The 26235-nt window shown below is 39.3% G+C and carries 26 protein-coding genes and 2 pseudogenes; 4 read left to right on the top strand and 24 right to left on the bottom strand.

Annotation, left to right across the window (positions count from 1 at the left end; all coding sequences use genetic code 11):
* Nucleotides 1-22 precede the first annotated feature (22 nt).
* Genes ABLB96_RS05740 through pheS form a run of 3 tightly spaced genes read right to left on the bottom strand, consistent with a single transcriptional unit; the run spans nucleotide 23 to nucleotide 3710 of the window.
* Nucleotides 23-319 (bottom strand): integration host factor subunit alpha, encoded by a 297-nt coding sequence (locus ABLB96_RS05740; protein ID WP_000126166.1) that lies wholly within the window; start codon nucleotides 317-319, stop codon nucleotides 23-25.
* Nucleotides 316-2697 (bottom strand): phenylalanine--tRNA ligase subunit beta, encoded by a 2382-nt coding sequence (gene pheT, locus ABLB96_RS05735; protein ID WP_348895523.1) that lies wholly within the window; start codon nucleotides 2695-2697, stop codon nucleotides 316-318. Before pheT ends, ABLB96_RS05740 begins: the two co-directional genes overlap by 4 nt.
* 32 nt (nucleotides 2698-2729) lie before the next feature.
* Nucleotides 2730-3710, bottom strand: a complete 981-nt coding sequence (gene pheS, locus ABLB96_RS05730) for a phenylalanine--tRNA ligase subunit alpha (RefSeq protein ID WP_348895524.1) — start codon at nucleotides 3708-3710, stop codon at nucleotides 2730-2732.
* Between the two features lie 157 nt (nucleotides 3711-3867).
* Between pheS and ABLB96_RS05725 the strand changes: the two genes are divergently transcribed.
* Complete coding sequence (locus ABLB96_RS05725; protein WP_348895525.1) at nucleotides 3868-4872, top strand: hypothetical protein; 1005 nt, start codon at nucleotides 3868-3870, stop codon at nucleotides 4870-4872.
* 6 nt (nucleotides 4873-4878) lie between these two features.
* Here ABLB96_RS05725 and ABLB96_RS05720 read toward each other — a convergent pair whose 3' ends face one another.
* The 5 genes and pseudogenes from ABLB96_RS05720 to ABLB96_RS05700 form a co-directional block, all read right to left on the bottom strand.
* Nucleotides 4879-5382: a GNAT family N-acetyltransferase gene (locus ABLB96_RS05720; protein WP_348895526.1), complete on the bottom strand. Its 504-nt coding sequence runs from the start codon at nucleotides 5380-5382 to the stop codon at nucleotides 4879-4881.
* 54 nt (nucleotides 5383-5436) lie between these two features.
* Nucleotides 5437-5994: an NADAR family protein gene (locus ABLB96_RS05715; RefSeq protein WP_348895683.1), complete on the bottom strand. Its 558-nt coding sequence runs from the start codon at nucleotides 5992-5994 to the stop codon at nucleotides 5437-5439.
* A gap of 88 nt (nucleotides 5995-6082) precedes the next feature.
* Nucleotides 6083-6442, bottom strand: a complete 360-nt coding sequence (rplT, locus tag ABLB96_RS05710; protein WP_000124858.1) for a 50S ribosomal protein L20 — start codon at nucleotides 6440-6442, stop codon at nucleotides 6083-6085.
* A gap of 11 nt (nucleotides 6443-6453) precedes the next feature.
* Nucleotides 6454-6648, bottom strand: coding sequence for a 50S ribosomal protein L35 (rpmI, locus tag ABLB96_RS05705; protein ID WP_002054552.1), 195 nt, complete (start codon nucleotides 6646-6648; stop codon nucleotides 6454-6456).
* Nucleotides 6649-6659: 11 nt separating this feature from the next.
* Nucleotides 6660-6755, bottom strand: a pseudogene (locus tag ABLB96_RS05700) (hypothetical protein); the annotation flags it as partial.
* A 140-nt stretch (nucleotides 6756-6895) separates the two neighbouring features.
* Here ABLB96_RS05700 and nreB point away from each other — a divergent pair.
* Nucleotides 6896-8146 (top strand): nickel resistance MFS transporter NreB, encoded by a 1251-nt coding sequence (gene nreB, locus ABLB96_RS05695; RefSeq protein WP_039251143.1) that lies wholly within the window; start codon nucleotides 6896-6898, stop codon nucleotides 8144-8146.
* Between the two features lie 39 nt (nucleotides 8147-8185).
* Here the strand turns inward: nreB and ABLB96_RS05690 are convergent, their stop codons facing one another.
* The 4 genes and pseudogenes from ABLB96_RS05690 to thrS form a co-directional block, all read right to left on the bottom strand.
* On the bottom strand, nucleotides 8186-8614 hold the full coding sequence (locus tag ABLB96_RS05690) for a YqaA family protein (RefSeq protein ID WP_348895527.1): 429 nt from the start codon (nucleotides 8612-8614) through the stop codon (nucleotides 8186-8188).
* Between the two features lie 52 nt (nucleotides 8615-8666).
* Nucleotides 8667-9313: pseudogene (locus ABLB96_RS05685) on the bottom strand (glutathione S-transferase N-terminal domain-containing protein).
* Between the two features lie 205 nt (nucleotides 9314-9518).
* Nucleotides 9519-10070, bottom strand: a complete 552-nt coding sequence (infC, locus tag ABLB96_RS05680; RefSeq protein ID WP_077162708.1) for a translation initiation factor IF-3 — start codon at nucleotides 10068-10070, stop codon at nucleotides 9519-9521.
* A gap of 5 nt (nucleotides 10071-10075) precedes the next feature.
* Nucleotides 10076-11998, bottom strand: a complete 1923-nt coding sequence (thrS, locus tag ABLB96_RS05675) for a threonine--tRNA ligase (protein WP_348895528.1) — start codon at nucleotides 11996-11998, stop codon at nucleotides 10076-10078.
* Between the two features lie 412 nt (nucleotides 11999-12410).
* On the opposite strand from thrS, the gene ABLB96_RS05670 reads away from it, so the two are divergent.
* A complete protein-coding gene (locus ABLB96_RS05670; RefSeq protein WP_348895529.1) occupies nucleotides 12411-14039 on the top strand; it encodes an acyl-CoA synthetase in 1629 nt (542 codons plus the stop codon).
* A gap of 60 nt (nucleotides 14040-14099) precedes the next feature.
* Here ABLB96_RS05670 and yjgA read toward each other — a convergent pair whose 3' ends face one another.
* The 9 genes from yjgA to mazG all read right to left on the bottom strand — a co-directional run bounded on the left by yjgA (nucleotide 14100) and on the right by mazG (nucleotide 20742).
* Nucleotides 14100-14636, bottom strand: a complete 537-nt coding sequence (yjgA, locus tag ABLB96_RS05665) for a ribosome biogenesis factor YjgA (RefSeq protein WP_348895530.1) — start codon at nucleotides 14634-14636, stop codon at nucleotides 14100-14102.
* A gap of 2 nt (nucleotides 14637-14638) precedes the next feature.
* Nucleotides 14639-14908, bottom strand: coding sequence for an HPr family phosphocarrier protein (locus tag ABLB96_RS05660; RefSeq protein ID WP_000567533.1), 270 nt, complete (start codon nucleotides 14906-14908; stop codon nucleotides 14639-14641).
* Complete coding sequence (rapZ, locus tag ABLB96_RS05655; protein ID WP_348895531.1) at nucleotides 14905-15756, bottom strand: RNase adapter RapZ; 852 nt, start codon at nucleotides 15754-15756, stop codon at nucleotides 14905-14907. The genes ABLB96_RS05660 and rapZ overlap by 4 nt, the downstream gene beginning before the upstream one ends.
* 22 nt (nucleotides 15757-15778) lie before the next feature.
* The gene (panC, locus tag ABLB96_RS05650) at nucleotides 15779-16627 is read right to left on the bottom strand and encodes a pantoate--beta-alanine ligase (protein WP_348895532.1); all 849 of its coding nucleotides are present in this window, start codon (nucleotides 16625-16627) and stop codon (nucleotides 15779-15781) included.
* Between the two features lie 3 nt (nucleotides 16628-16630).
* Entirely contained in the window at nucleotides 16631-17440 is an 810-nt protein-coding gene (panB, locus tag ABLB96_RS05645) for a 3-methyl-2-oxobutanoate hydroxymethyltransferase (protein WP_032047472.1), read from the bottom strand.
* Nucleotides 17441-17485: 45 nt separating this feature from the next.
* Nucleotides 17486-17968, bottom strand: coding sequence for a 2-amino-4-hydroxy-6-hydroxymethyldihydropteridine diphosphokinase (folK, locus tag ABLB96_RS05640; protein ID WP_348895533.1), 483 nt, complete (start codon nucleotides 17966-17968; stop codon nucleotides 17486-17488).
* Complete coding sequence (gene pcnB / locus ABLB96_RS05635) at nucleotides 17965-19431, bottom strand: polynucleotide adenylyltransferase PcnB (RefSeq protein WP_348895534.1); 1467 nt, start codon at nucleotides 19429-19431, stop codon at nucleotides 17965-17967. The genes folK and pcnB overlap by 4 nt, the downstream gene beginning before the upstream one ends.
* Before the next feature lie 125 nt (nucleotides 19432-19556).
* Nucleotides 19557-19967, bottom strand: coding sequence for a ComEA family DNA-binding protein (locus ABLB96_RS05630; protein ID WP_348895535.1), 411 nt, complete (start codon nucleotides 19965-19967; stop codon nucleotides 19557-19559).
* Nucleotides 19936-20742, bottom strand: coding sequence for a nucleoside triphosphate pyrophosphohydrolase (gene mazG, locus ABLB96_RS05625; protein WP_348895536.1), 807 nt, complete (start codon nucleotides 20740-20742; stop codon nucleotides 19936-19938). Before mazG ends, ABLB96_RS05630 begins: the two co-directional genes overlap by 32 nt.
* 113 nt (nucleotides 20743-20855) lie before the next feature.
* On the opposite strand from mazG, the gene ABLB96_RS05620 reads away from it, so the two are divergent.
* Entirely contained in the window at nucleotides 20856-21629 is a 774-nt protein-coding gene (locus ABLB96_RS05620) for an SDR family oxidoreductase (RefSeq protein ID WP_348895537.1), read from the top strand.
* A 44-nt stretch (nucleotides 21630-21673) separates the two neighbouring features.
* On the opposite strand, the gene ABLB96_RS05615 is transcribed toward ABLB96_RS05620, so the two are convergent.
* Genes ABLB96_RS05615 through ABLB96_RS05605 form a run of 3 tightly spaced genes read right to left on the bottom strand, consistent with a single transcriptional unit; the run spans nucleotide 21674 to nucleotide 26230 of the window.
* Nucleotides 21674-23980 (bottom strand): bifunctional (p)ppGpp synthetase/guanosine-3',5'-bis(diphosphate) 3'-pyrophosphohydrolase, encoded by a 2307-nt coding sequence (locus ABLB96_RS05615; RefSeq protein ID WP_348895538.1) that lies wholly within the window; start codon nucleotides 23978-23980, stop codon nucleotides 21674-21676.
* A 30-nt stretch (nucleotides 23981-24010) separates the two neighbouring features.
* Nucleotides 24011-25402, bottom strand: coding sequence for a 23S rRNA (uracil(1939)-C(5))-methyltransferase RlmD (gene rlmD / locus ABLB96_RS05610; RefSeq protein WP_348895539.1), 1392 nt, complete (start codon nucleotides 25400-25402; stop codon nucleotides 24011-24013).
* Between the two features lie 9 nt (nucleotides 25403-25411).
* Nucleotides 25412-26230 (bottom strand): 3'-5' exonuclease, encoded by an 819-nt coding sequence (locus tag ABLB96_RS05605; protein WP_348895540.1) that lies wholly within the window; start codon nucleotides 26228-26230, stop codon nucleotides 25412-25414.
* Between the last annotated feature and the right edge of the window lie 5 nt (nucleotides 26231-26235).

Genomic DNA, 26235 nt, shown 5'->3' with positions numbered 1-26235 from the left:
ATTATAAATAAAAAAAAGCAGATCAATCGATCTGCTCATTTCCAACGCGTTGTCTAAATTTCTGACCCGCTCTAAAGGTCACTACACGGCGAGCAGAAATCGGAATTTCTTCACCCGTTTTCGGATTACGTCCTGGACGTTCACGTTTATCTCTAAGTTCGAAATTACCGAAACCAGAAAGCTTAACTTGTTCACCCGCGATAAGCGCTTGGCTAATTTCGTCAAAGAACAACTCGACCATTTGTTTTGCTTCACGGCGATTTAAGCTGGTTAACTCACTTAAATGATCAGCCATGTCTGCTTTAGTTAGTGCTGTCATGAGGCCCTCAATGTCGCTTGATAAGTGTTTTCCAACACTTGGATTATATTGTCCATACCAGATTTAATTTCAGCATCTTCAAGCGTACGTGAAGGATGTTGCCATAGCAGTGCAAACGCTAATGAGCGTTTACCTTCTTCGACACCCTGCCCCGTATACACATCGAATAACCAAGTAGAGTCTAAAAGCTCTCCACCAGTTTTTTCGATTAACTGCTGAATATCTCTAACATTTATATTATCAGAGATTAAAAGCGCAATATCACGTCTAACCGAAGGAAAACGTGATAATTCTGTAAAATTAGATACATAAGATTGCAAAACCGCAGCCTGATCAAGTTCAGCAACCCAAGTTGTGCTCAAATCTAGATCATTTTCTAAAGATGGGTGTAAGCGACCTAAGTAACCAATTGATTTACCATCAACTAAAATTTCAGCTGATTGTCCCGGATGTAACCAAGCACGCTCTGAACGAACATATTCAACTTTAACACGACCCGCAGCTAAAACTTCTTCTACTTCACCTTTGAAGTCAAAGAAATCCATTGGCTGTGGCTTAACATGCCATGATTCAGGTTCACGAGAACCTACAGCAATTAAAGCTAACGTTGGGATTTGCTTTAAGTCTTGAATAGTCGTGGCATTTTGATAATCGAAACGCAAACCAAGCTCAAAGAAACGCACACGGCTTTGCTGACGGTTTAGATTATATTGTACACAAGGAATTAAGCTAGAAAGCAACGTGCTACGCATAGCTGCCAAATCACTTGAGATTGGGTTAGCAAGCATTAACGGGTTAACTTGTGGGTTGAGCTGCTTTTCAAGTTTTGCATCAGCAAAGCTAAAGCTGATTGCTTCTTGGTAACCCAAAGTAACTACTGTTTGGCGTAGTTGTGCAATTTCAAAACGATCTTGATACTTAGCAAGCTGAACATCCATGCTTGGTAGGCTAATCTGGATATTGTCATAGCCATCAATACGTGCAACTTCTTCAATCAAATCTTGATAAATTGCCATATCATAACGATGTGATGGTGGAACTACACTCCACTCGCCTTCAGCTTTAAGAGTTACGACACATCCTAGTCGAGTTAAAGCATCTGCAATAAATTCAGCAGCAACTTGATATCCCAACAATTGGTCTACCTGACTTTGCTTAAGCTCAATTGCATCACGTTTTGGAAGGAGATTCGTTTGTTCAGCCATAGTAATTGGACCAAACTCACCACCAGCTAACTCTTGAATAAGCTGAGAAGCACGATTCATTGCAATTAATGGCAATTCAAAATCTACACCACGTTCATAACGCTGCGAAGAGTCTGTATGCAAACCAAAACGACGAGCACGCCCAGCAATCGCAAGTGGTGCAAAGAAAGCACTTTCTAGGAAAATATCAGTTGTGTCATCAGTTACACTTGATGCTAGACCACCCATAATCCCAGCAATTGCTAAAGCTTTCTGGTCATCTGCAATAACCATTATATCTTCTTGCAGCTCAACTTCCTGATCATTTAAAAGTTGTAGCTTTTCTTGCGGCTTAGCTTGGCGAACATGCACTGTTCCTTCGATTTTTGCTAAATCGAAAGCATGCATTGGCTGACCCAATTCCATGAGGACGTAGTTCGTCACATCAACCAAAATACTATGTGTACGAATTCCTGAACGTGCTAAAGCTTGTTCCATCCATTCAGGAGTAGCAGCTTTTACATTCACATTCTTGATGATACGACCTAAGTAACGTGGAGTACCTTCAGTACTGATAATTACTTTTTTCTCATCAGTAATTGTCGCATCAACCGATTTGATTTCAGGTTCATTCATTTGCAGTTGATTAATAACCGCAATTTCACGAGCGATACCACGAATACTAAAACAGTCACCGCGGTTTGGCGTAATACTGATATCGATGACATTATCATCAAGTTTCAAGTATTCACGGATATTTACCCCTACTGGAGCATCGGCAGGTAACTCAAGCAAACCATCGATTTTATCTTCAAGGTCAATTTCAGAAGCGCCGCACAACATACCTTGTGACTCAACACCACGAAGCTTACCTTTTTTGATTTTAAAATCACCCGGTAATATTGCACCGATGGTTGCCACAGGCGCTTTCATACCAGCTCGAACATTTGGCGCACCACATACGATTTGTAATGGCTCACTTGAACCAATATTCACTGTTGTTACGCGTAAACGATCTGCATCTGGATGTTGTTCAACTGTTAGAACTTCACCAACCACAACCCCAGTAAACGGTTTAGCAACAGGTGCTAATTCATCTACCTCAAGACCAAGCATAGTTAACTGATCAGATAATGTATCACTATCAATTGCAGGGTTAACCCATGTGCGTAACCAATTTTCGCTAATCTTCATCTTTATAAACCTTATTTAATCCTGAAAAACTGTTAGGCAAATTGGCGTAAGAAACGCACGTCATTTTGATAGAACATACGCAAATCATTGATGCCATAACGCAACATTGCAAAACGCTCTACCCCTAAACCAAAAGCAAAACCTTTGTATTTATCAGGATCAATACCCGCAGCACGCAATACATTTGGATGTACCATGCCACAGCCTAATACTTCTAACCAACGTCCACGCTCATCCATGATATCTACTTCTGCACTAGGCTCTGTAAATGGAAAATATGACGGGCGGAAACGTACTTTTAAATCTTTCTCAAAAAATTCATTCAGCAGGTTAATTAATAAACCTTTTAATTCAGCAAAGCTGGTGTTCTCTGCAACGTACAAACCTTCGATTTGATGGAACATTGGCGAATGCGTCTGATCTGAGTCACAACGATATACACGGCCTGGGCACACAATACGGATTGGCGGCTGACTTGTTTCCATAGTACGAATTTGCACACCAGAAGTATGCGTACGCAACAAATGGTTTGCATCGAAATAGAAAGTATCGTGCATAGCACGTGCAGGATGGTGACCAGGGATGTTTAATGCTTCAAAGTTATGATAGTCATCTTCAACTTCTGGTCCTGTTGCAACCGTGAAACCAGCTTTAGTAAAGAACTGGCAAATACGTTCTTGAACTTGAGTAACAGGATGAACTGTACCAATACGCTGTCCACGGCCTGGCAAAGTAACATCAATAGTTTCACTTGCTAGTTTTTGCGCCAGTGCAGCTTGTTGTAGTGCTGTTTGACGCTCGGTTAAAGCGCTATTAATTGTTTCTCGAACAGCATGAATCGCAGCACCTTGTACTTTACGTTCTTCAGGGTCCATTTTCCCTAATGCTTTCGATTGTTCTGCAAGCTGGCTTTTTTTCCCTGTAAATTGCACACGCACCTGATCAAGTGCAACAAGGTCTTGAGCTGCTGCAATGGCAGCAAGCGCTTCTGTGGTCAGGGCTTCCAGTGACATAGTAACTCTCAAAGCAACAAATTTAAAAATATAATAAAACTCTGCATTCTAACAGTTTTTCATCGAATTGATGAAGTTTATCCATCATGAAAAATGTATTAGGCAACAAAAAGATAAAACGTATAAAATAATAGCATCGTCAACGAGATCAATTATTATGGCGCTCAATCAGATTTGGAAACAACAACTTACACTTGTGACCTACGGTAATGAATACCTTCGCCAAAATTTAAGCTTTAACCAATGGCGACAACATCATATTTTTGACCAACATAGTTTTCAATTTCGTGACTTAATTTCACAGCATTTACTTGCTCAACATTTCCAAGTCTGGCTAGAAGCACTCAAAAAGCAAGGAACAACCCAGATCTCTCTTCATTTATCAACAATCTTGAATGAAGAGCAAAATCCGAATAATAATGTCGAACTTTTACCTTATACTCACTTTATTGTGAGCCATCAAAACAATAAGAAAATTGCGTGGATTTTTGGCCATGAACTTGCCGAATGGTATAGCAGCGATAACGAGTTTGAACCACCTTTAAATCAGCGCAGTGATTTACGTTTAGAAACTTTTTGGCGTTTTGAGCTGAACGAAAAATTATCTAAAAAAGTCGAAGCTGACTTAAAAGCCCCTCAATGGGATGAAATTGCTGACTTTATGGAATCTGAGTTATTTCGAAGTAAGTATGCAGCAGGTTTTGAAGAACCTAAATTTGAGAAAAAATATTTTGATGGGTCAACTCATCAAATCTCAATAGATCATCAACCAACTCTTGCACTTATTCCTGAAAATTATCCAGCTGATTGTGCACATCAACTGCTCTACCGCACTCAGGCTTTATCAGATTATTTGGAGCAAAAGAAACGCGCCGCAAATGATCCTTTAGGGGAAGACTTAGACCAAGAACAAATTATTAACTTAAGAAATTTTACCCATAAAACTGATGATCTATTCGCAAAGCTGATTGTTAAAGCTGCCAATCATTATCAAACTGCTCAATTAAAACCTGTCGAAAAACCCTCTCCTTTTGATGCAACACATGAGCCTACAGCACATTTAAAAGCTCCACACCATCATAAGACTGGAGGAACAGGTGTAATTAAGCTGATTGTTCTAACAGTGATTATTTGTGCATTAGCTTATTATTTTGGGCTTTAATCAAGATTAAAGTTCCCATTGATAAAGTAGCTCTGTTATTCCGAAGCCGAACTCTGGCAGTTCGGTTTCACCAATTAATTTGGCTCCCATTTTTTCATAGAAGAAACGGCTCGGATTTTTATTAAATACATCTAAACGAATAAAAGCGTAACCTTGGTTTAAAGCACATTGATAGAACTTTTGAAATAGCTCACGCCCTATTCCCTGCTTTTGAACCTCTGCTAAAAGATAAAAAGCAAGAATTTGAGCCATATTATTCTCTGGATTTAGATAACCATCGAGAAAGCCCTTCACTATTCCATTTTCAGTATAGACAAATAATTTATGGTCAGGACTTCTGCTTATTTCTTTCCATAACTGTTCTTTATCTAATACTGTAAGCTCATCTAATATTTCTTGCTTAATCATACCTGTGTAGGTTTCTTTCCAACCCTGTACATGTACTTCTGCAATAGATAATGCATCTTTAAATGATGCTATACGAATATCAGTGTCATTTAATGATTTCAATGCGCCTCCCTCACTACTTTTTAAAAATGAGGTATTGATTGATCTAGCACTAACCTAGTCAGCTAAAAACTGCTCTCGAACATGCATTAAAGCAAAACCCAACAAATTCAAACCTTGCCATAAAGATGGATCTTGAATATGTGGATGGTCTTGAGCCATACCAATGCCCCAGATTTTATCGACTGGAGATGCTTCAACTAAAATACGGTCTTTCGTTGCCAATAAGAATTTTTTCAATTCCGGATGCTGAGAGAATTTAGCAAAGTTCGCTTGTACTACAATATCAAAACGTTTTTCTTGCCATATATTTTCATCATAATTACGCACTTTACGACCTAGCTGTTTGGCTTCATTCGGATGTTTAACCTGCAAAATCTGTGCAAAAATTTCTTCATCATTAAATAATTTTGCTTTTTGCGCCATCATATAGTGCTCAGCAGTAAAGTACTCGACACCTTCTACTTTAAATTGCGCTGGGAACCACTGGCTAAAACAGCTCTTATCAATAAGATCTGCTTGTTTAGGCGTATGTCCCCAGAAATATAAGTATTTATACTGGTGACCTTGCTGTACTTTTTGAACTAAATCATTTAGAAATTTTTCGTCTTTCATCATTTATCTCTGATTATTTTCTCTTTTTATAAGACCACTAAAAATAAAAAAGACCGCTAAAAAGCGGTCTTTCTTTGAATCTCTAAGCTTATGCAGCTAATGCGCCTTTAGCTTTTTCAGCTAAAGCAGCAAATGCTACTGCATCATGCATAGCGATGTCAGCTAATACGCGACGGTCGATGATCACTTGAGCTTTTTTCAAGCCATCGATCATACGGCTGTAAGACAAACCGTTTTGACGAGCACCAGCATTGATACGCGCAATCCATAAAGCACGGAATTGACGTTTCTTTTGACGGCGGTCACGGTAAGCGTATTGACCAGCTTTGATTACCGCTTGGAACGCTACGCGGTAAACGCGTGAACGAGCACCGTAGTAACCTTTAGCGCGAGCAAGAATTTTTTTGTGACGACGATGAGCCACTACACCACGTTTTACACGAGCCATTTATAATCTCCTTAGATGTATGGGCACATACGACGAACTGAATTCATGTCAGAAACATGAACCATTACACAGCCGCGTAATTGACGGATACGTTTAGCAGATTTTTTGGTCAAGATGTGGCGCTTGAACGCTTGTTTACGCTTGAAACCGTTTGCAGTCGCTTTGAAGCGTTTAGCTGCACCACGGCGAGTTTTTAACTTAGCCATAGTAACCTCTTTTAGGCACCTGTTCGGCGCGATTGCACCATTGCAAAATCGACCTGCAGGTAAGGAAGCGCGTATTTTATAGCATGCTGACTAAAATTAAAACTACTCACAGCGTTTTTTTGAATGAATACCCAATAAGATTAAAAAATCTGTCACTTTTTATAAGAATATAAAACCTCAATAATCTCAGCATATCCGGCTATTTGTCTCTATAATATGATCAAATTATCAACATACGATATTTCAAATGCAGAAACATGATGCATTCGCTGCACTGCGCTATAGAGATTTCTCAATTGTTACCATTAATCAATTTTGCTTAACCCTTGCAATTTTGATTCAAGAAATTATTGTTGCTTACTCACTCTATCAAATCACCAAAGATCCCTTAACCTTAGGCTTAATTGGTCTTGCAGAAGCAATTCCTTTTATTGCACTATCGCTTTGGGGCGGTTATTTTGCTGATAAGTTTAATAAACAGATCATTATGAAAATCTGTTTATTTTTCTCAGTACCTCTACCTTTAGTTTTGTGGTTACTGTTCCATCTGCATGGTTTAGGTCATATCAGTGTAAATTTCCTTTCTTGGGGTATTTATGCAGTCATTTTTGGTCTAGGTACAATACGGGGTTTTTATAACCCTTCCGCTACGTCATTAAAACCATTTTTAATTCCACGAGAGCTTTATGCCAACGGTGCAACATGGACAACCATTGGTTGGCAAAGTGGTGTGATTATTGGGCCTATGCTAGGCGGTTTTATGCTTGCTTACCTAGGCAGAGAAACCAGTCTTTTTAGTGTTGCAGCCCTACTCAGTATCTGTTTTATTCTTATTAACTTACTCCAAAAACGTAGCTTTCCTAAAATTGAAACGACCAATGTATTAGAAAGCTTAGGTGATGGTTTCCGCTTTATTTGGAAAACCAAAATAGTTCTCTGGGCAATTTCTTTAGACCTTGCTTCTGTTTTATTTGGAGGCGTTATTGCCTTACTCCCTATCTTTGCAGAAGACATATTAAAAGTCGGGCCTGAAGGATTAGGTTATTTGCGTGCCGCACCCTCTATTGGTGCACTTATTACCATGATTGCTTTGACTCGTTTTCCCCCAACTCAACATGCATGGCGTAACATGCTACTTGCTGTTGCAGGTTTTGGTGTATTTACGATCCTTTTCGCTTTCTCAAACAATATGTGGTTATCACTCTTTGCACTTGCCATGACAGGTGCGTGTGACAGTATTTCTGTTGTGGTTAGACAAACCATTTTGCAAATTTTCCCACCAGAAAATATGCGTGGTCGCGTTGCGGCGGTAAATGGGATGTTTGTCTCATCAAGTAATGAGTTGGGTGCATTTGAATCAGGCTTGGCAGCTAAATATTTGGGGACTATTGCTGCAACTATTTTTGGTGGGTGTATGACGCTTGCAGTGGTCACGTTCTGTTGGCTAAAAACCAACGACCTATTTAAAGTCGACATTACCAAAAGCTCAGAAGACTAAAAAATAGTTTTAATTTAAGCATCTTCGGATGCTTTTATTTTAAATAAAATCAGTAATTACCCAGTAAATAAAGATATAACGTCCAGCTTTAGCAATAAAAACGATAATTAAAAAGCGCCAGAAATTTTCTTTGAATAAGCCTGCAACCAAAGTAATTGGGTCACCAATAACAGGCGTCCAACTTAAGAGCAACGAGTAAAAGCCATACTTATGATAAAAGCGTTGAGCTTGTTCAAGGCGTTTTTCAGAAACTGGAAACCATTTTTTATATTTAAACTGTTCTATTTTTAAACCTAGCCACCAGTTCACACATGAACCTAGTACATTTCCGAAAGTAGCGACAGAAATGAGAAGAAACGCGGAATGTTGATTTTTTAATAATAAAGCAGCGAGTACAGCTTCTGATTGTAGTGGTAATAATGTGGCAGCTCCAAAAGCGCTCAAAAAAAGTAAAAAGTAACTTAGCATATTAAATTAGACCAAATTACCTTTCACTTTATTCATTACACTACCAATAAACTTAGATGACTTTAATTGATAAAGCTTTTTGTACGGCAGGACGTGCTGTTAAACGGACAATATATTCTTGCACATATGGATAGTCCTCTAATTGAATACCCTGCCATTCATAGCGCAGGATCCAAGGTAAAATTGCCATATCAGCAATTGAGTATTCCCCCGCAACTCAGCAATTGAGTATTCCCCCGCAACAAATTTTTGCCCTATAAGTTGTTTGTTTAATACACCATATAAACGCTTAGTTTCATTTACATAACGCTCTATAGCATAAAGAATTTTCTCTGGTGCAAAGCGATTGAAGTGATGATTTTGTCCTAACATTGGCCCTAAACCACCCATTTGCCACATGAGCCATTGTTCTACTTCAACTCGCTCTTGCTCGTCGGTTGGATAGAACAAACCAGTTTTTCGACCTAAATATTGCAAGATCGCGCCTGATTCAAATACTGAAATTGGTTCACCACGTGGACCATTCTGATCGACAATTGCAGGGATTTTGTTATTTGGAGAAATTTTCAGGAAATCTGGTTGAAATTGATCATTTTCTAAAATATTAATTGGATAAAGGGTGTAATCCAGTCCCATTTCTTCTAAGGCTATTGTGATTTTATGTCCATTGGGTGTTCCCCAATAATATAGATCAATCATTCTATTTTCCTATTCATCATTATCATGACTGCGTCTTGCGTTATAGCATGTTTTAGGGAATACGATGAGATTTCCAACACTAAAAAACAAATAAAATTTGAGAATACCTTTAGGTTAAACAGTTATTAAATGACGTTTCTAAGAAATTAAATCTAGAAATGAGAGGCATAAAAAAGCACTGCTTTTGCAGTGCTTTTTTTGAGTATTACTTTTTCTTTTTAGGTCCAAGTAACATACCCATTTGTCGGCCTTCCATTTTCGGTGCTTGCTCTACAACACCGAACTCAGCTACGTCTGCTTCAATTTTTTGTAATTGAGCTAAACCAAGTTGTTGGTGAGCCATTTCACGACCACGGAAACGTAAGGTGATTTTGACTTTGTTACCTTCTTCAAGGAATTTCAAAATAGCACGAAGCTTAACTTGATAGTCACCTACATCAGTCGCTGGGCGTAGTTTGATTTCCTTCACTTGCACTTGATGCTGTTTTTTCTTGGCATCTTTTTGCTTCTGTTTCAGGTCAAACAAGTGCTTGTTGTAATCCATGATTTTACAAACAGGCGGCTCAGCGTTTGCGACAATCTCAACAAGGTCAAGATCTGCATCCTCAGCAGCACGCAGTGCTTCATTTAATGAAACAATTCCTTTTTGCTCACCATCAGCAGCGACGAGGCGTACTTCTTTTGCACGGATCTCATCGTTAATTGCTGGACGGTTACTCTTTGCACCTTGTTGTTGGTTACGGTCAGGCTGTTTAATCTTTCTTACTCCACAATATACCGGCCACGTTCGGCGACGGCAGATTTCACTAAGTCAATGAAAGCATCCACTGACATAGTACCTAAATTTTTTCCTGAGCGAGTACGTACATTCACTGTACCTTCTTCAACTTCTCGATCACCAAGAACTAACAGGTAAGGAATGCGCTCTAGAGTACGCTCACGAATCTTAAATCCGATTTTTTCATTTCTCAAGTCAGAAATAGCACGCAGGCCATTTTCCTTGAGTTTTGCTACAACTTGCTCACTTGCTTCAGCTTGAGCATCAGTGATATTCATGACACATGCTTGTACTGGTGACAACCAAGGTGGCATAAAACCAGCGTAGTGTTCAATTAGTATACCAATAAAACGCTCAAAACTGCCAAGAATTGCACGATGCAACATTACAGGCTGATCACGCTCGTTTTCTTCAGTCACATAAGAAGCGTCTAAACGAACTGGCAAGTTGAAGTCACATTGAATGGTACCACATTGCCATACACGACCAAGACAGTCTTTTAAAGAGAACTCAATCTTCGGACCATAGAATGCGCCCTCACCCGGCTGCAATTCCCACTTAAGATTTGCTGCATCTAAAGCATCTGCCAAAGATTTTTCAGCTAAATCCCAAAGTGCATCATCACCTACACGTTTTTCTGGACGAGTAGATAATTTCATTTGAACTTCTTCAAAGCCAAAGTCTTTATAAACATCTAAAGTGAGTTTAATAAAGTCTGCAACTTCTTTACCGATCTGTTCTTTGGTACAGAAGATATGTGCATCATCTTGTGTAAAACCACGAACACGCATAATACCGTGTAAAGAACCAGATGGCTCATTACGGTGACAAGAACCAAACTCAGCTAAACGAATCGGTAAATCACGGTAAGATTTTAATCCTTGGTTGAACACTTGAACGTGACAAGGACAGTTCATTGGTTTTACAGCATAGTTACGACTTTCAGAATGAGTCGTAAACATGTTTTCTGCATAGTTTGCCGCGTGACCAGATTTCTCCCAAAGCGTAAAGTCTACGATTTGCGGAGTTTTGATTTCTTGGTAACCATTGTCTTGCTGAACTTTACGCATGTACTGCTCTAGTACTTGATAAATAGTCCAACCATTGGCATGCCAGAACACCATACCCGGTGCTTCTTCTTGCATATGGAACAAATCTAATGCTTTACCAATTTTACGGTGGTCACGCTTTTCAGCTTCTTCAATACGCTTGATATAAGCTGCTAACTGTTTTTTATCAGCCCAAGCTGTACCATAAATACGTTGAAGTTGTTCATTCTTCGCATCACCACGCCAGTATGCACCAGAGATTTTAGTGAGTTTGAATGATTTTAAGAATTTGGTATTCGGTACGTGAGGACCACGACACATATCTAAATAATCTTGATGGTAGTACAAGCCCATTTGTGTTTCTTCAGGCATGTCTGCAATCAAGCGTAATTTATATTCTTCACCACGTGCAGTAAATTCAGCAATGACTTCATCACGTGGAGTCATCTTTTTAACAACATCGTAATCTTGATCGATGAGTTTTTTCATACGCTCTTCGATCGCTGCCATATCATCTAATGTGAAAGGACGTGGCATCCAGATGTCGTAATAGAAACCTTCTTCGATGACTGGACCAATCACCATCTTTGCTTCAGGGAAAAGCTGTTTTACTGCATGCCCTACAAGGTGTGCACAAGAGTGGCGAATGATCTCAAGACCTTCTTCATCTTTTGGAGTGATAATTTGTAAGGTCGAGTCTTCGGTAATTAAGTCACATGCATCAACTAAGCGATCATTTACTCGTCCAGCAACAGTATTTTTTGCTAAACCAGGCCCAATACTTTGAGCGACTTCCATAACAGATACAGGGTGATCAAAACTCTTTTGATCGCCATTTGGCAATGTGAGAATTGGCATAAAAAAATCCTTAAGGAGTGATGCCCTATACGAAGGAGCATTTCACCGCGAGATTATGATCGAGGCAAGCCTCAAAATATAAAAACGGTGTAAATCAAAATTAAAAACCTGAAAGATTTTACACTTGTTCAAGCCAAGTGAAAACCTTTGTACTCATAAAATGATAAATACATTTTGCTTATACGGTAAACAGCAATAAGTGACTTTAATAAACGCCCTACCCAAATTTTAAGAAATACATAAATAGGATAATTATTCATCAGAACTGCTTTAAGATGATGGAAATAGCATTTCTGCTCATTTTCTGACTGAGGGGTATTTCTTTTTAAGACTAAAGCATTAATGTCTTGTTCAATATTAAGCCATATCTTTTTAAACAATGAACTAAAAATAAAACATGGAGTTTTTTCACATGGTTAGTGCTTATGACGAGTTACCGCGTACACCAGCGAACTTTGTTGCTTTATCACCTTTACGCTACTTAGAACGAGCAGCCTATATATATCCAAATCAAGCTGCGATTATTCATGGTCAGCGCCAGATTTCATGGAAAGAAACTTATCAGCGTTGTCGGCAATTTGCATCTCAACTTCAACAACTGGGAATTGTTAAGAACGATACTGTTTCAGTGTTATTACCCAATATACCTGCAATGATTGAAGCTCATTTTGCTGTACCTATGGCTGGTGCTGTTCTTAATACACTAAATACTCGCTTAGATGCTAAAACCATCGCCTTCATGCTAGAGCATGCTGAAACGAAAGTCCTGTTAGTTGATCCAGAGTTTGTTAATTTGGCTAGAGAGGCCCTTGCGCTTATCCCTCATCAACACATTATTGTGATTGATGTTGCTGATGAAGAGTATGAAGGTGAAAATCAATTTCTTGGTTCTTTTGAATATGAAGAATGGTTAGCTCAAGGTGATGCTAATTTCGAATGGCATTTACCACAAGATGAATGGGATGCGATTAGTTTAAATTATACATCAGGAACAACTGGCAATCCCAAAGGCGTGGTTTACCATCACCGTGGGGCTTATTTAAATGCGGCGAGCAATATTTTAGCCTGTGGTATGAAGCCTAGAGCTATATATTTATGGACCCTACCGCTATTTCATTGTAATGGCTGGTGCTTTGCATGGAGTATTGCAGCAAGTGGAGGAACCAATATTTGTCTGCGCAAAGTTGATCCCGAACTGGTCATGCAGCTTATTGCCAAATACAAAGTTGATTACTTCTGCGGCGCACCGATTGTTCTATCCATGATTATTAACTTACCAAAAGAAAAGCAGCCAAGCATTGAACACCATGTTGAGGTTATGGTTGCGGGAGCAGCTCCACCTGTGGCTGTAATAGAAGGAATGCGAAATATTGGAATTAATGTAAATCATGTTTACGGTTTAACAGAAACTTATGGTCCATCTGCCCTTTGCGCCTCTCAAGCTGGGTGGAATGAGCTTTCAATTACCGAGCAAGCCCAATTGCATTCTCGCCAAGGTGTGCCTTATCCACTTCAAGATAGCATGCGTGTATTAGACCCTGAAACTATGCAACCCGTACCAAATGATTGCGACACCATGGGAGAAATCATGTTCCGTGGCAATATTGTCATGAAAGGATATCTGAAAAATCCAAAAGCAACAGAAGAAGCTTTTGCAGGTGGCTGGTTCCACACGGGTGATTTAGCGGTTTGTCACCCTGATGGTTATGCAAAAATTACGGATCGCTCTAAAGATATTATTATTTCAGGTGGTGAAAATATCTCATCTTTAGAAGTTGAAGATGTTTTATATAAACACCCAGCAGTTTTAACAGCAGCTGTTGTCGCAAAACCGGATGAGCGTTGGCAAGAAGTACCTTGTGCATTTATTGAATTAAAAACGGGTGCTACAGCAACTCCTGAGGAAATTATTGCACATTGTCAAAAGGAACTCGCTCGTTTTAAAGTTCCTAAAAATGTGGTCATTACTGAAATTCCAAAAACTTCGACAGGAAAATTACAGAAATTTATTTTGCGTGAATGGGCAAAAGAACTCGCTTAAACATTCTAAGACATAAAAAAAAGCGACGTATTGAGCGTCGCTTTTTTTATTTAAAAGGTATTAACCTTGATCTGACAATAACGCAATTTGTTGCACGTAGTTAATGAACTTCATTTTAGATGCTTCAAGATCAGCTTCTGCAACTTGTTGGTTTTTATCACGGTTAATTCTTAACACATGCTGACGCAAAGTATGGCGTTCTGATGCATTATAAATTTTACTAAACTCATTGATTGCAGGGTCGCCCTGCTCGATCATACGATCGACCCAACGCATAAGTTGAGCTTGTTTTTTTGCGCCTTGTTGAGGTGTCAAATAAGATAAAATGACGGTCTCATCTTCATTACGCAAAAGTTTACCAACGCGCTGAAACTGGCGACGGCGCGCTTCAAACGAGCTAATATTCTGGACTTCTAAAAGAGCATCAATTAAGCGCTCATCAACTGGAAGCTTTTGAATTTGCTTGATAGAAAGTTGTGCTAACTGCTCACCTAAAGCAGCCATACGTTGAACTGCTTTTTTCTGTTCGGTTTTACTTGCACGTCCTTCTAAAGATCCAAAATCTTCTTCAGTATAACGCTGGGGACGACGTGCCACGATTAATCTGCCTCATAAAATTTTGCGGCGAATAACGCCTGTACTTCATTTAATGCCTGTTCTTCGTCAGTGCCATCAATGACCAATCGTAAAGTGGTCCCTTTACCTGCACCTAACATCAGTAACGACATAATATTCTTTGCATCTACTAAATGATCGCCCTTACCAATTTGAATTGACGAACGAAACTTCGTAGTGACCTCTATCAGTTTTCCTGATGCACGTGCATGTAAACCGAGTTTATTAATTACATCAACAGTTGTGTCTATCATGACCAGTGCTTCATTTCTCTGTGTAAGACCTGAACAGACCATTCTGCCTCAAGTGCTTGTTTTAGTCTATCTACCATATAAACTGAACGATGCTGGCCGCCTGTGCAACCTATAGAAACCGTCATATAGTGACGATGCCCTTCAGCAAATGCAGGCAACCATTTTTTTAAGAAGTGGTGTATGTCCTCAAACATTTCATTTGCTTGTGGACTTGCTTCTAAAAACTGCCTAACTGGCTCGTCTAAACCAGAAAAGCGGCGTAATTCTAAATCCCAATGCGGATTTGGTAAATGCCGTACGTCAAAAACATAGTCAGCATCTAAAGGAATGCCATGTTTATAACCAAACGATTGCAATATAACAATCAGGTTATCCGACTGTCCTAATTTTGACAGCAAGATATGTTTTAAATCATGAACACTTTTATCGGTGGTATCAATGTGGACAGTAGCGCGAAACTGAATTGGGATCAGTAACTGCTTTTCCTCATGAATACATTGTAAAAGGCTTTTGAAACGGTTTGCCAACGGATGTGGTCGACGCGAGGCACTAAATCGTGCAATTAAATCTTGATCTTGCGTTGTAAGGTAAATTACATCCACCGTTCCATGTTTTTGTAATTGCTCAAAAACATGGTCGAACTCTTGCATATCAGCCCGTGTACTTCGGACATCTACACCTAAAGCAAGTTGTTCAAGATTATTTTCATGATCTAGCTTTGCCACAATTTCAGGCAGCAATGCCAAAGGTAAATTATCAATACAGTAATAGCCCAAATCTTCTAATACTTGAAGAGCTGAAGATTTTCCTGAACCAGACTGTCCTGTCACGATAAGTATACGCTTCATGGCATGGCTGTCCTTTTATCTATTATTGAGGTGTAAAGGCAACTTGTAGATTATCAATTAAACGTGTTCCGCCCAACTTAGCCGCGACAAATAATACAATATCGCGATCAAATTGAGAAACAGCTAACAGGTTCGTTTGACGAGCTTCCACATAATCCACAACAAAACCATTGTCTGTCAACAAGGTTTTTAAATCTGCCAAGACTTGTTGTAAATCTTTACCTTGGTGTAATTGCTCTTCAGCTTGTTTTAAACCTTGATAAATTACCGGAGCGACCTGACGCTGTTCAGGAGTCAAATAACCATTACGTGAACTCAATGCCAGACCATCTGCCGCACGAACAATTGGCACACCAATCACTTCTAACGGAATGTTTAAGTCTTGCACAAACTGACGAATAACGGCTAACTGTTGGTAATCCTTTTGACCAAAGAAAGCGTAATTTGGTTGCACCATATTAAATAATTTGGTGACTACAAGCGCTACACCATCGAAATGGCCTGGTCGTGAACTACCGCATAAATCATCTGTAATTTGACTCACGCTAATGTTAGTTAAGCGAGGTTGTGTACCATACACTTGCTCAACTGAAGGCGCAAAAATAATGTCGCAGCCGACATCTGCAAGCAAACGACTATCTTGCTCTAAAGTACGAGGATAGTTATCAAAATCTTCACCCGGACCAAATTGGGTCGGATTCACGAAGATACTCACAACGACAACATCACATAACTTTTTCGCTTCACGAACAAGAGTGAGATGGCCTTCATGTAGATTTCCCATGGTTGGGACAAAACCAATAATTTTACGTGCAGCTCTTGCTGGGTTTAAAGAAGCAGCTAAGCCTTGTATGGTGGTTTCTGTTTTCATGAATTACAGCTCTACTTGGAAAGTATGTTCTTTAGCTGGGAATGACTGATCCTGTACAGCAGCATGGAAAGCTTTAAAAGCATCTAAAATTGCTGTTTCACCAGATTGTTCTTTCATGAAGTTACGCACAAAACGTGCAACCTTGCCAAACGTCAAACCTAACATGTCCTGAACAACCAATACCTGACCATCAGTCGCATTACCCGCCCCAATACCAATTACAGGGGTATTCGGGAACAATTCCGCAATTTCCTGACCTAACTGTGCAGGAACGCATTCAAGTAATAATACTGCCGCGCCCGCTTCAACCACTGCTGTACAGTCAGCAATAAGCTGATCCGCAGCTTCACGTGTTCTAGCTTGTAATTTGTAGCCACCAAATACATGTACAGATTGAGGAGTTAAACCTAGATGTACGCATACAGGTACACCATTACGCGTTAACACTTGTACAGTTTCACTTAACCATGCGCCACCTTCGATCTTGATCATCTGCGCACCAGCTTGCATCACTGTTTTTGCATTCTGCAAAGCATCATTTAAAGTGGCATAACTCATAAATGGTAAATCAGTCATAATCAAAGCATGCTGGTTACCACGACGTACTGCCGCTGTATGATAGGCCATATCTTCAACAGTTACAGGTAAAGTTGAATCGCGACCTTGAATTGCCATTCCAAGAGAATCACCAATTAAGATTGTATCAATTTCAGCAAGTTCCATTGCTTTTGCCATGCTTGCATCGTAACAAGTTAGGCAAGAGAACTTACGTCCTTCGGCTTTAAATTTTCTTAAGTCACTTAGACTAATCATGATGGTATCCTCTACAGGAGTTTGCAGAACGTAATAAGTCAGGCCTTAAGCCCAAGACTCATCAGCAAGTACAGTCAGCGTAGGCTGCTGTATAAGTTCTAAATTCTTAAGTGGCTGATCATTAATGTGTAAATCAGCATCTAAATCTAATAAGGGAATCACAACAAAATCTCGTTGCAAGATTCCTGTATGTGGCACAGTTAAGCGCTCATTGTGTATTTTTTCATTGCCATAAATCAGCAGATCAAGATCTAAAGTTCGCTCGCCCCAATGACGCAGTCTCACCCGCCCCGCTTCCTGCTCAAAACCTTGTAGTTGGTCAAGCAAATCAAGCGGAAGTAAATCGGTTTTTAGCTGAGCGACTGCATTTAGATAATTGGGTTGATCTTGAGGACCCATAGGTGGACTTTGGTAAAGTTTAGATACCTTCACTTCACCAATCGATTTAAGCTTAGCAATCGCTTCAGATAAAATCTGGCGAGAATCGCCTAAGTTACTTCCTAAGCCAATATACGTTGTTACTGTCATTGTGTCGGCCCAAAAACAACTTGGCTTAAATCACGTTGTACCCGCTTACGCTTCAAAATTGGGTGATCACTCATCACACCATTCGCTTCTGTTGCGGAAGATTTTTCAATAAAGCGATTAATAGACTGCTCTTGTCGTGTACGTTCTTTTTTACCGCGACGTGTACGTGGTTCAGGAACATCAACCAAAGGCTCAATTTCTGTATCGACTTTATTTCTATCAACAGGTTCGGCAGTGACTTTACGACGGCTTTTAGCTTTTTGACGATTATATTGGCTAATCGCAGCTTCTTTTTCGTCATTCGACATTTCTTGGTAGGCATCCCACCAGCTTCCCATTCCCTGTGTTGTGTCATCACCTGACTTTTCACGAAGTAATAAGAAGTCAAATCCAGCACGGAAACGGGCATGGCTTGCCAATGCTTCAATTTGTTGTGGCTTTGGATTAAGCAATCGAGTTTGCATTTCCCAAACTTCACGAATAAAAGTTTCGGCAAAACGCGGTATGACTGTACGGGTTGCTTGACGTTTTAAAACATCTAAACCTGCTTGGGCACGTGCTTCAGCTGGAATAACACCTTTTGATAAATAAAATTCACAACGCTCTAAAAACGGTTGCCATAGTAAAACCGCATAGAAGAATGCAGGATTAATCGTTTTACCAATCTGGATACGTTGATCTGTATTTTTTGCTGCACGTTGAATAAATGGTGTGAGATCTTCGCGAATATCGGCAAAAAGCTGCTTCCATACACCGAACTCAATCAACATTGGTAATACACGTGCTAAATGGCCCATTGTGAAAAGCTTCTGAGACTCGTCATATAAACGGTGTGGAGAAACATCACGGAGTAATTGGGTCATCTCTACATTAAAAATATCGAGAATCGAAGGATCAATTTTGAAATTTAGCTTAGCTGCAAAACGTAAGGTCCGCAGCATACGCACCGGATCTTCTTCAAAACGCTGTGTAGGGTCACCCAATAAACGTAAAGTCTTACTTTTGACATCGTCAATTGCTTTACAGAAATCAAGCACAATACCCTTACGAGGTTGGTAATACAGGGTATTAATAGAAAAATCGCGTCGAGCAAAGTCTTGTTCGATCGTTCCCCAGTTATTGTCACGTAAAATCATGCCTGAAGCACTGGTGACTGCTTTTTTAGGGGGAGCACGAAAAGTTGCGACTTCAATCAGCTCACGTCCTGAATAGACATGTGCCAATTCAAATCGACGACCAATAATTCGACAGCGTCGACCAAAAACTTCTTTAATTTGAGAAGGTGTAGCATTGGTGACTGCATCGAAATCTTTAGGATTGAGTCCTAGCATTAAATCACGGACACCACCCCCAACAATATAAGCCTCATAGCCTGCTTTTGTCAGACTATCGATCACATCTAAAATCGAAGAAGGAAGTTGGGCTGTGGACAAACCACATTTTGACGCTCGCAAGGTTTGCAAAAGACGCTGTCTCCTACGTCAGGACGTAAATAACAAGTTGTCGCTAATCATAGCTCTAACACACACAAAGGGCAATTTGATTCTCTTTAGTTTGAGCAGGAAATGGTAATTGAAGAATAGAATTTTCATAAAACTAGCCGGGATTTATTTTTTTCAAAAATAGCTGGCCCGATTCCTTTTACATTTTTAATTTCATCAATATTTTTAAAACTACCATTCTTTTGTCGGTATTCTACAATCGCTTGAGCCTTTTTCTCACCGACTCCTTTTAACTGCCGGAACTCATTTACAGAGGCCTGATTTAAATTAATTTGCCCTGTAGAATCACTAAAATTGTTTCTTTGAGAATTTTTTGAATGATCAGAACGTGAAGACTTATGTATGTTTAATTTTTGGTCATACATATGCTGTTTAGTCTTCCACTCTTGAAAGTTCTGATCAAAAGATTGAGCAAAAACTGATGATGAAATACCACTCAAAAACATCATTATTAAAATAAAACACTTATTCTTGCAAAGTCTCATGCTGAATCGCATGTGGTTTTTCCCCTGATTGTAATTGTCGTTTTGCTTGATTCCACAATTCATCCATTTCAGACAATGTCATGTCATCTAATGTTCTTTGCTGTTTTATGGCTTGCTCTTCAATAAAAGCAAAACGACTTCTAAATTTATGTATTGTAGATAAAAGTGAGGTTTCACTTGAGATGCCAAGTTTACGTCCTACATTGACCAATGAAAACAGGCAATCTCCAAATTCATCTTGAATTTCATCAATATTTTGATTTTTAAGTGCCTCTTTGAACTCATCTAGTTCTTCTTCTAGCTTTGTATAAGCATCTTCTACCGTTTCAAAATCAAACCCTACTTTTGCGACATTTTTTTGAATTTCTTGTGCCTGTAACAGTGCTGGCCCATGTTTAATTTCATCTAACCTTGATTGCGACTTTCCTTGCTTTTCTTGCTGTTTAATTTGCTTCCATAACTCACTTACTTGTTCTGGCGTTAAGTTATTAAATTGATCTGACTGAAATACATGAGGATGACGTCGTACTAATTTTTCACTAATTGCTTCAACCACATCTTGAAAATTAAAAGCACCTTGCTCACTAAACATTTGTGATTGAAATACAACTTGTAGCAGTAAATCACCTAACTCGTTTCGAATTTCATTAATATCACCCTGACGAATAGCAGCTTCGACTTCATATGCTTCTTCAATTGCATATTTAGTCAGTGACATGGGGGTTTGCTCTTGATCCCACGGACATTTCTCACGTAGCTCTTGCATAATTTTAAGCAATTTATCCATGGTAACCCTCAAATTTAAAAAGTTGGTCAGTAAATTTAAAATCTTAATTTGCTATGATCAAAATTAAAGCAGCAAATCATTCGTCATATTGTAACGATAAAGAGAAAAAAAAGATGAAACATAGCATTCTGATTAGTGGCGCAGCACAAGGTATTGGAGCAGAAATTGCACGAGTATTTTACAATCAAGGATATAAAGTAGGCATTTATGATATTAACGAATCACTTGCTCAAAGCTTAGCAACAGAGTTAGGACCCAATGCATGCGCTGGTTATTTAGATGTCAGTGATTACACCCAGTGGCAACAGATATTAAAAGAATTTACGGATTGGGCTGGTAAACTTAATATTTTGGTAAATAACGCAGGCATTTTATATTCTGGGGCCTTTGAAAATATCGACATCAAGTCACATCAAAGAACAATAAATATTAATGTAAATGGTGTAATCAATGGCTGCCATGCGGCTCTACCCTACTTGAAAAAAGCTGCTTTTGCACGAGTGATCAATGTCTCATCAGCTTCTGCAATTTATGGACAAGCTGACCTTATTTCGTATTCAGCCAGTAAGTTTGCGGTTCGAGGAATTACCGAAGGTTTAGATGTGGAATGGAAAAAATATGGTATTCGTGTTTTAGATGTGATGCCGCTATTTGTACAGACTGCAATGGTTAACAACATGAATGCCGGCAGCATTCAAAACATGGGCGTTGATTTAACGCCTAATGATATTGCTCAACAGGTCCTTTCACTTGTTGAGAAAAAAGCTCATTTCTGGACACCTACTCATACGCCAGTTGGTATAAAAACCAAATTGCTTTATCAACTCTCAACAATAAGTCCCCAGTTTTTAAATCGTTTAACTAATATTTACTTATCGAGAAAATAGCTTATAAAAAAGGCCGTCAATTGACGGCCCTTTTCTCAATCTAGTTAAACACCTTGAATCATACGACGTGCGCTAATAATTCCAGGTTGCTGCTCTAAACGAGCCAACAAACGTGAAAGCTGAGCCAAACCTTTCACCTCAATGAGTAACTTCATATTGGCAATACCATCTGCCTCAGAAATTGTATTCACCTGACGGATATTAATCTGATCAGAGAAAATCACTTGAGTTAAGTCTTTGAGTAAACCACGACGATCATAAGCTTCCACAACAATTTGAACACTTTGACCACGAGTTGGCTGCATTTCCCAATCGGCTTCAACAGCACGTTCTGGTTCTTGCTTGATCATACGCTGATAATCAGAACACAAGACTTTATGAATACTGACACCACGGTTTAAGGTGATATAGCCTGCGATTGATTCACCATGGACTGGTTGGCAACACTGTGCAATATGTAGCTCTACATTGTCTAAACCATCAATTAAAATACCATGAGCAGACAAAGTATGGCTGGCACGTGGGTTCAATGTCGGTTTAAGTACTAGTTCAGGTTCATCCTGATCTAGATGCATTTGACGATTTACCTGATTAATCAGGGCATGCAGGCTTATATCGCCGCTAACCAGATTAACCAAAATATCATCACCTGTTTTCACATTAAAATGTGATGAGTAGTCGTTAAGATCGATACTCTTAGGGTGAATCGCCAATCGAGACAATTCTTTGTTGAGTAGCTCACGTCCAACTTCAAGGTTCTTACTACGGTCTTGCTGTCTAAACCAATGACGTAGTTTGTCACGTGCACGAGATGTCTTGATATAACCTAGAGAGTTCACCAACCAGTCACGATTCGGTTCACGATCTTTCTTGGTTAAAATCTCAACCTGCTCGCCTGTTTTAAGTGTATAGGTTAATGGCACATAGCGCTGATTCACACGCGCTGCGTAACATTTATTACCAACCTCTGTATGCACATGATAAGCAAAGTCTAAAACAGTTGAACCACGTGGTAGTTCTTTAATGTCACCATCACGACTAAAGACATAAATCTTTTCAAAACCTTCAAAGTCTTGAAGTTGATCAAAGCCTTCTGTCTCATCTTCGTTTTGATGTACTGTGGTTTCATTACGTTCTTGGTAATGTTCCAAAACAGCACGAAGCGAATGTAAACGATGATTAAAAGAATGGTCAGTATTTTTTGAGCCTTCTTTATAGTTAAAGTGCGAACATACGCCTAACTCTGCCTCATCATGCATCTCGTGGGTACGAATTTGTACCTCTAAAGATTTATTTTCAGCAATGACAGCTGTATGTAATGAGCGATAACCATTAGCTTTCGGGTTGGTAATATAGTCATCAAACTGGTGCGGGATATGACGCCAAATCTGATGAACGATACCTAATGAGTGATAACACTCTGGTACGCTATTGACCAACACACGTAAGGCGCGAATGTCATAAAGCTGATCGAAACTCAGGTTTTTGCTTTTCATTTTTCGATAAATCGAATAAATGTGTTTTGCTCGACCTGTAATTTCCGCCTCAATGCCGTAAGACGCTAACTCATTTTTTAAACGGTCAATCACGAACTGAATATAGTGTTCGCGCTCAAGACGCTTTTCATTGAGTAATGAAGCAATCTCTTTATAACGATCTGGCGCCAAATAACGAAAAGCTAAATCTTCTAGTTCCCACTTAAGCTGTGCAATACCAAGTCGGTGCGCTAATGGCGAATAAATCGTTAGAATTTCTCGCGCCACACGCTCTTGACGTTCACGAGATGAGTTTGCGAGCTCTCGTAAAGAATAAGTACGTTCAGCTAACTTAATTAAAACAACACGAACATCTTCTGTTACTGAAATCAGCATTTTATAAATGCCGCTTAAATGTTCCCTTTGATTGTTATTAAAATGGTCTTCTAGTCGTTTATTTTTCTCAATGAGTTCTGAAAGCTTACCCATTGCCAAAGCGCCTTTGACAAGGTTATAGACTTGTTCACCAAACTTGCGCTTTACTTCTTCTATATCCGTAATATCTTCACGAACACTACGATAAAGCATCGCAGCAGATAAAGTGTCTTCATCTACATGTAAATGTGCCAGAATATCAGCCATTCCAACACCTGTAGCAAAAGTATTGGAACGATGATTAACCGTTGAATCTAACTCTTTTTGCAGGGTTAAATGCGCAACCTCTTCGAGTTGTTTAAGCTCTGCCCCATCTAATATTTCACGAACCCGATCCAACCATGAGGCTAAACCGACTTGTGTTTCGGCGGCATGCTCTACAGTCGTTTCCTCTGACAACTCAGTTAGTTGTTCAGGTAACTGTTCACGTACTGTGACCATACCATTCTCCTGGATATGTAACTCATGTTTTTAATCGTTTATCTCTTGAATTTTTTCAAATAAAGCAATCGATTCAACATGTTCTGTGTGCGTAAACATGTCCATAACCGCTGCTTTTTTTAACTGGTACCCATGTTGGACCAAAACACCTGCATCCCTTGCTAAGGTTGCTGGATTACATGATACATAAACGATTCTTTCTGCTCCAAAGTTTGGTACATACTGCATAATTTCATATGCACCAGCACGAGGAGGATCAATCAATAATGCATCAAATCCTTGATTTGCCCAAGAATGATGCGAAAAATCTTTTGTTAAATCTTGTGAAAAAAAGGATGCTTGCACCAAATTATTGCATTTTGCATTATCTGTTGCTCGCTGCACCATTTCTTCACTTGCTTCTACACCAACAACCTGACCATTTGCTCCAACACACTCTGCAAGTGGTAACGAAAAATTGCCTAATCCACAAAAGAGATCCAACACTCTTTCACCCTGTTGCAATTGAAGCAATTCACATGCCAATTGCACCATTTGTTCATTTACTGTGGCATTGACCTGCGTAAAATCCAATGGCGAAAAAGCAAATTTTACCTCAAATGCATTCAAAGCATAATGTAACCGCATAGCACCTTGCTCTTCATCAATACGACGAAGGCTTTCAGGACCTTTAGGTTGCAAATACAATTGCCAGCCTTTGTGTAACGCAAATTCCCTTAATTGGTTGACATCAGCACTGTTTAATTTTTCAACGTGACGAACCAATAAAGAAGTTTCATGGTCACCTTTTGCTAATTCTACATGACCAATATGGGCTTTGCCTTTTAGACTTTGGAGTAAAGCGCGCAATTCAGGCAAACTATCTGATAACTTTTTATCCAAAACGCTACAAGTATGAATAGAAGTTAAGCGATTACTATGATGTTCACGGAATCCCAAAATCAAACGGTCCGGTTTTGGTAAATAACGCACACCTATGCGTGCCCGACGGCGATAATCACTTTGTAAAGAGCGAATCGGTTCTAACCATTGTTCAGGTTGAATACCTGCAAAATGTTGTAAATGTGATTGAAGAACATTTTGCTTTAAGCGAATTTGCTCATCTGGATGAATGTGCTGCATGCTACAGCCACCACAAATGCCATAATGAGGGCAAATGGCTTGTACACGATTTGGTGAAGGCTCTGCTAAAAGCTCAATCATTTCCGCTTCTTCAAGTCGTTTAGCCTGATGCGTAATTTGAGCCTTTACAGTTTCACCAGGCAATGCATAACGAATAAACACCTTTTTACCATGCTTATCTGCCGGATGATCCGAATGAGAACCATAGTGCGCAATTCCCCGCCCCTCATGAGAAAGAGTTTCAACCTGAAAAATATATTCGGGTTGCTGAGGTTTGCGAGATTTGGTGTGCTGTTTCAAAGAATGAACCTAAAAATCTAAAGGATTAAAATAGTGTGACGTAAATTCATTATGCTTTGAGGTATGTTTCCATACTTCAAGAAAATCGGTTTGCTGCGGTATTGTTTGTAAATACTCAATACTCGAACTAATCCAGTGATTATGCTCATCTGTATTGAGTTGGCCTTTTAGCAGCAACCAGCGCAAATAAATAAACCATGTATTGAGTACATCACCTTCACAATAACTAGTTAACTTTAACCATTGCTGTGCACGTACATATTCAGGTACATGATACCCCGATTCCCCACGTTTACCAGGTAAACCTAAAATACAGGCAACATCATCAAGCTTTTGAAAATTACGACCATTAAACATCGCCATCACATCCATTAAATCAATATGACGGTGGTGGTAACGGTTTTGGTAATTATTAAAACGTTTCTGACTATCAAGCTCGCCTTGATCAAACAGCCCCGGTGCAGAAAGGCCATGGTACATCGCACGGAATAAAATGACGGGTAAATCAAATTGCGAACCATTCCAACTCACTAAAGTCGGATGGCGTTTGTCAAAAATTGATAAAAACTTCTGTAAAATCTCAGCTTCTGAATAATGCTCTCGACTAAAAGAAAATAGTCTAAAACCTGACTCATCAATCCATAGACCAGAAATACATACGATTTCATGTAATGGCAAACGCTGAAAATCCATACCAGATTCTTGACGGCGGATTTTGGTGAGTGCCTGCTCAACATCTGCCTCTGGCAAATCAAGATGATATAAATGCGCTCCCGCTTTTAAATCAGTTAAAGTTTCAATGTCAAAAACCAAAGTTGGGAAACGCATTCTTT

The sequence above is a fragment of the Acinetobacter sp. XH1741 genome, from assembly GCF_041021895.1.
Taxonomy (GTDB): Bacteria; Pseudomonadota; Gammaproteobacteria; order Pseudomonadales; family Moraxellaceae; genus Acinetobacter.
The sequence above is the reverse complement of the archived record's forward strand: the minus strand, read 5'-3'. Positions and strand labels throughout refer to the sequence as shown.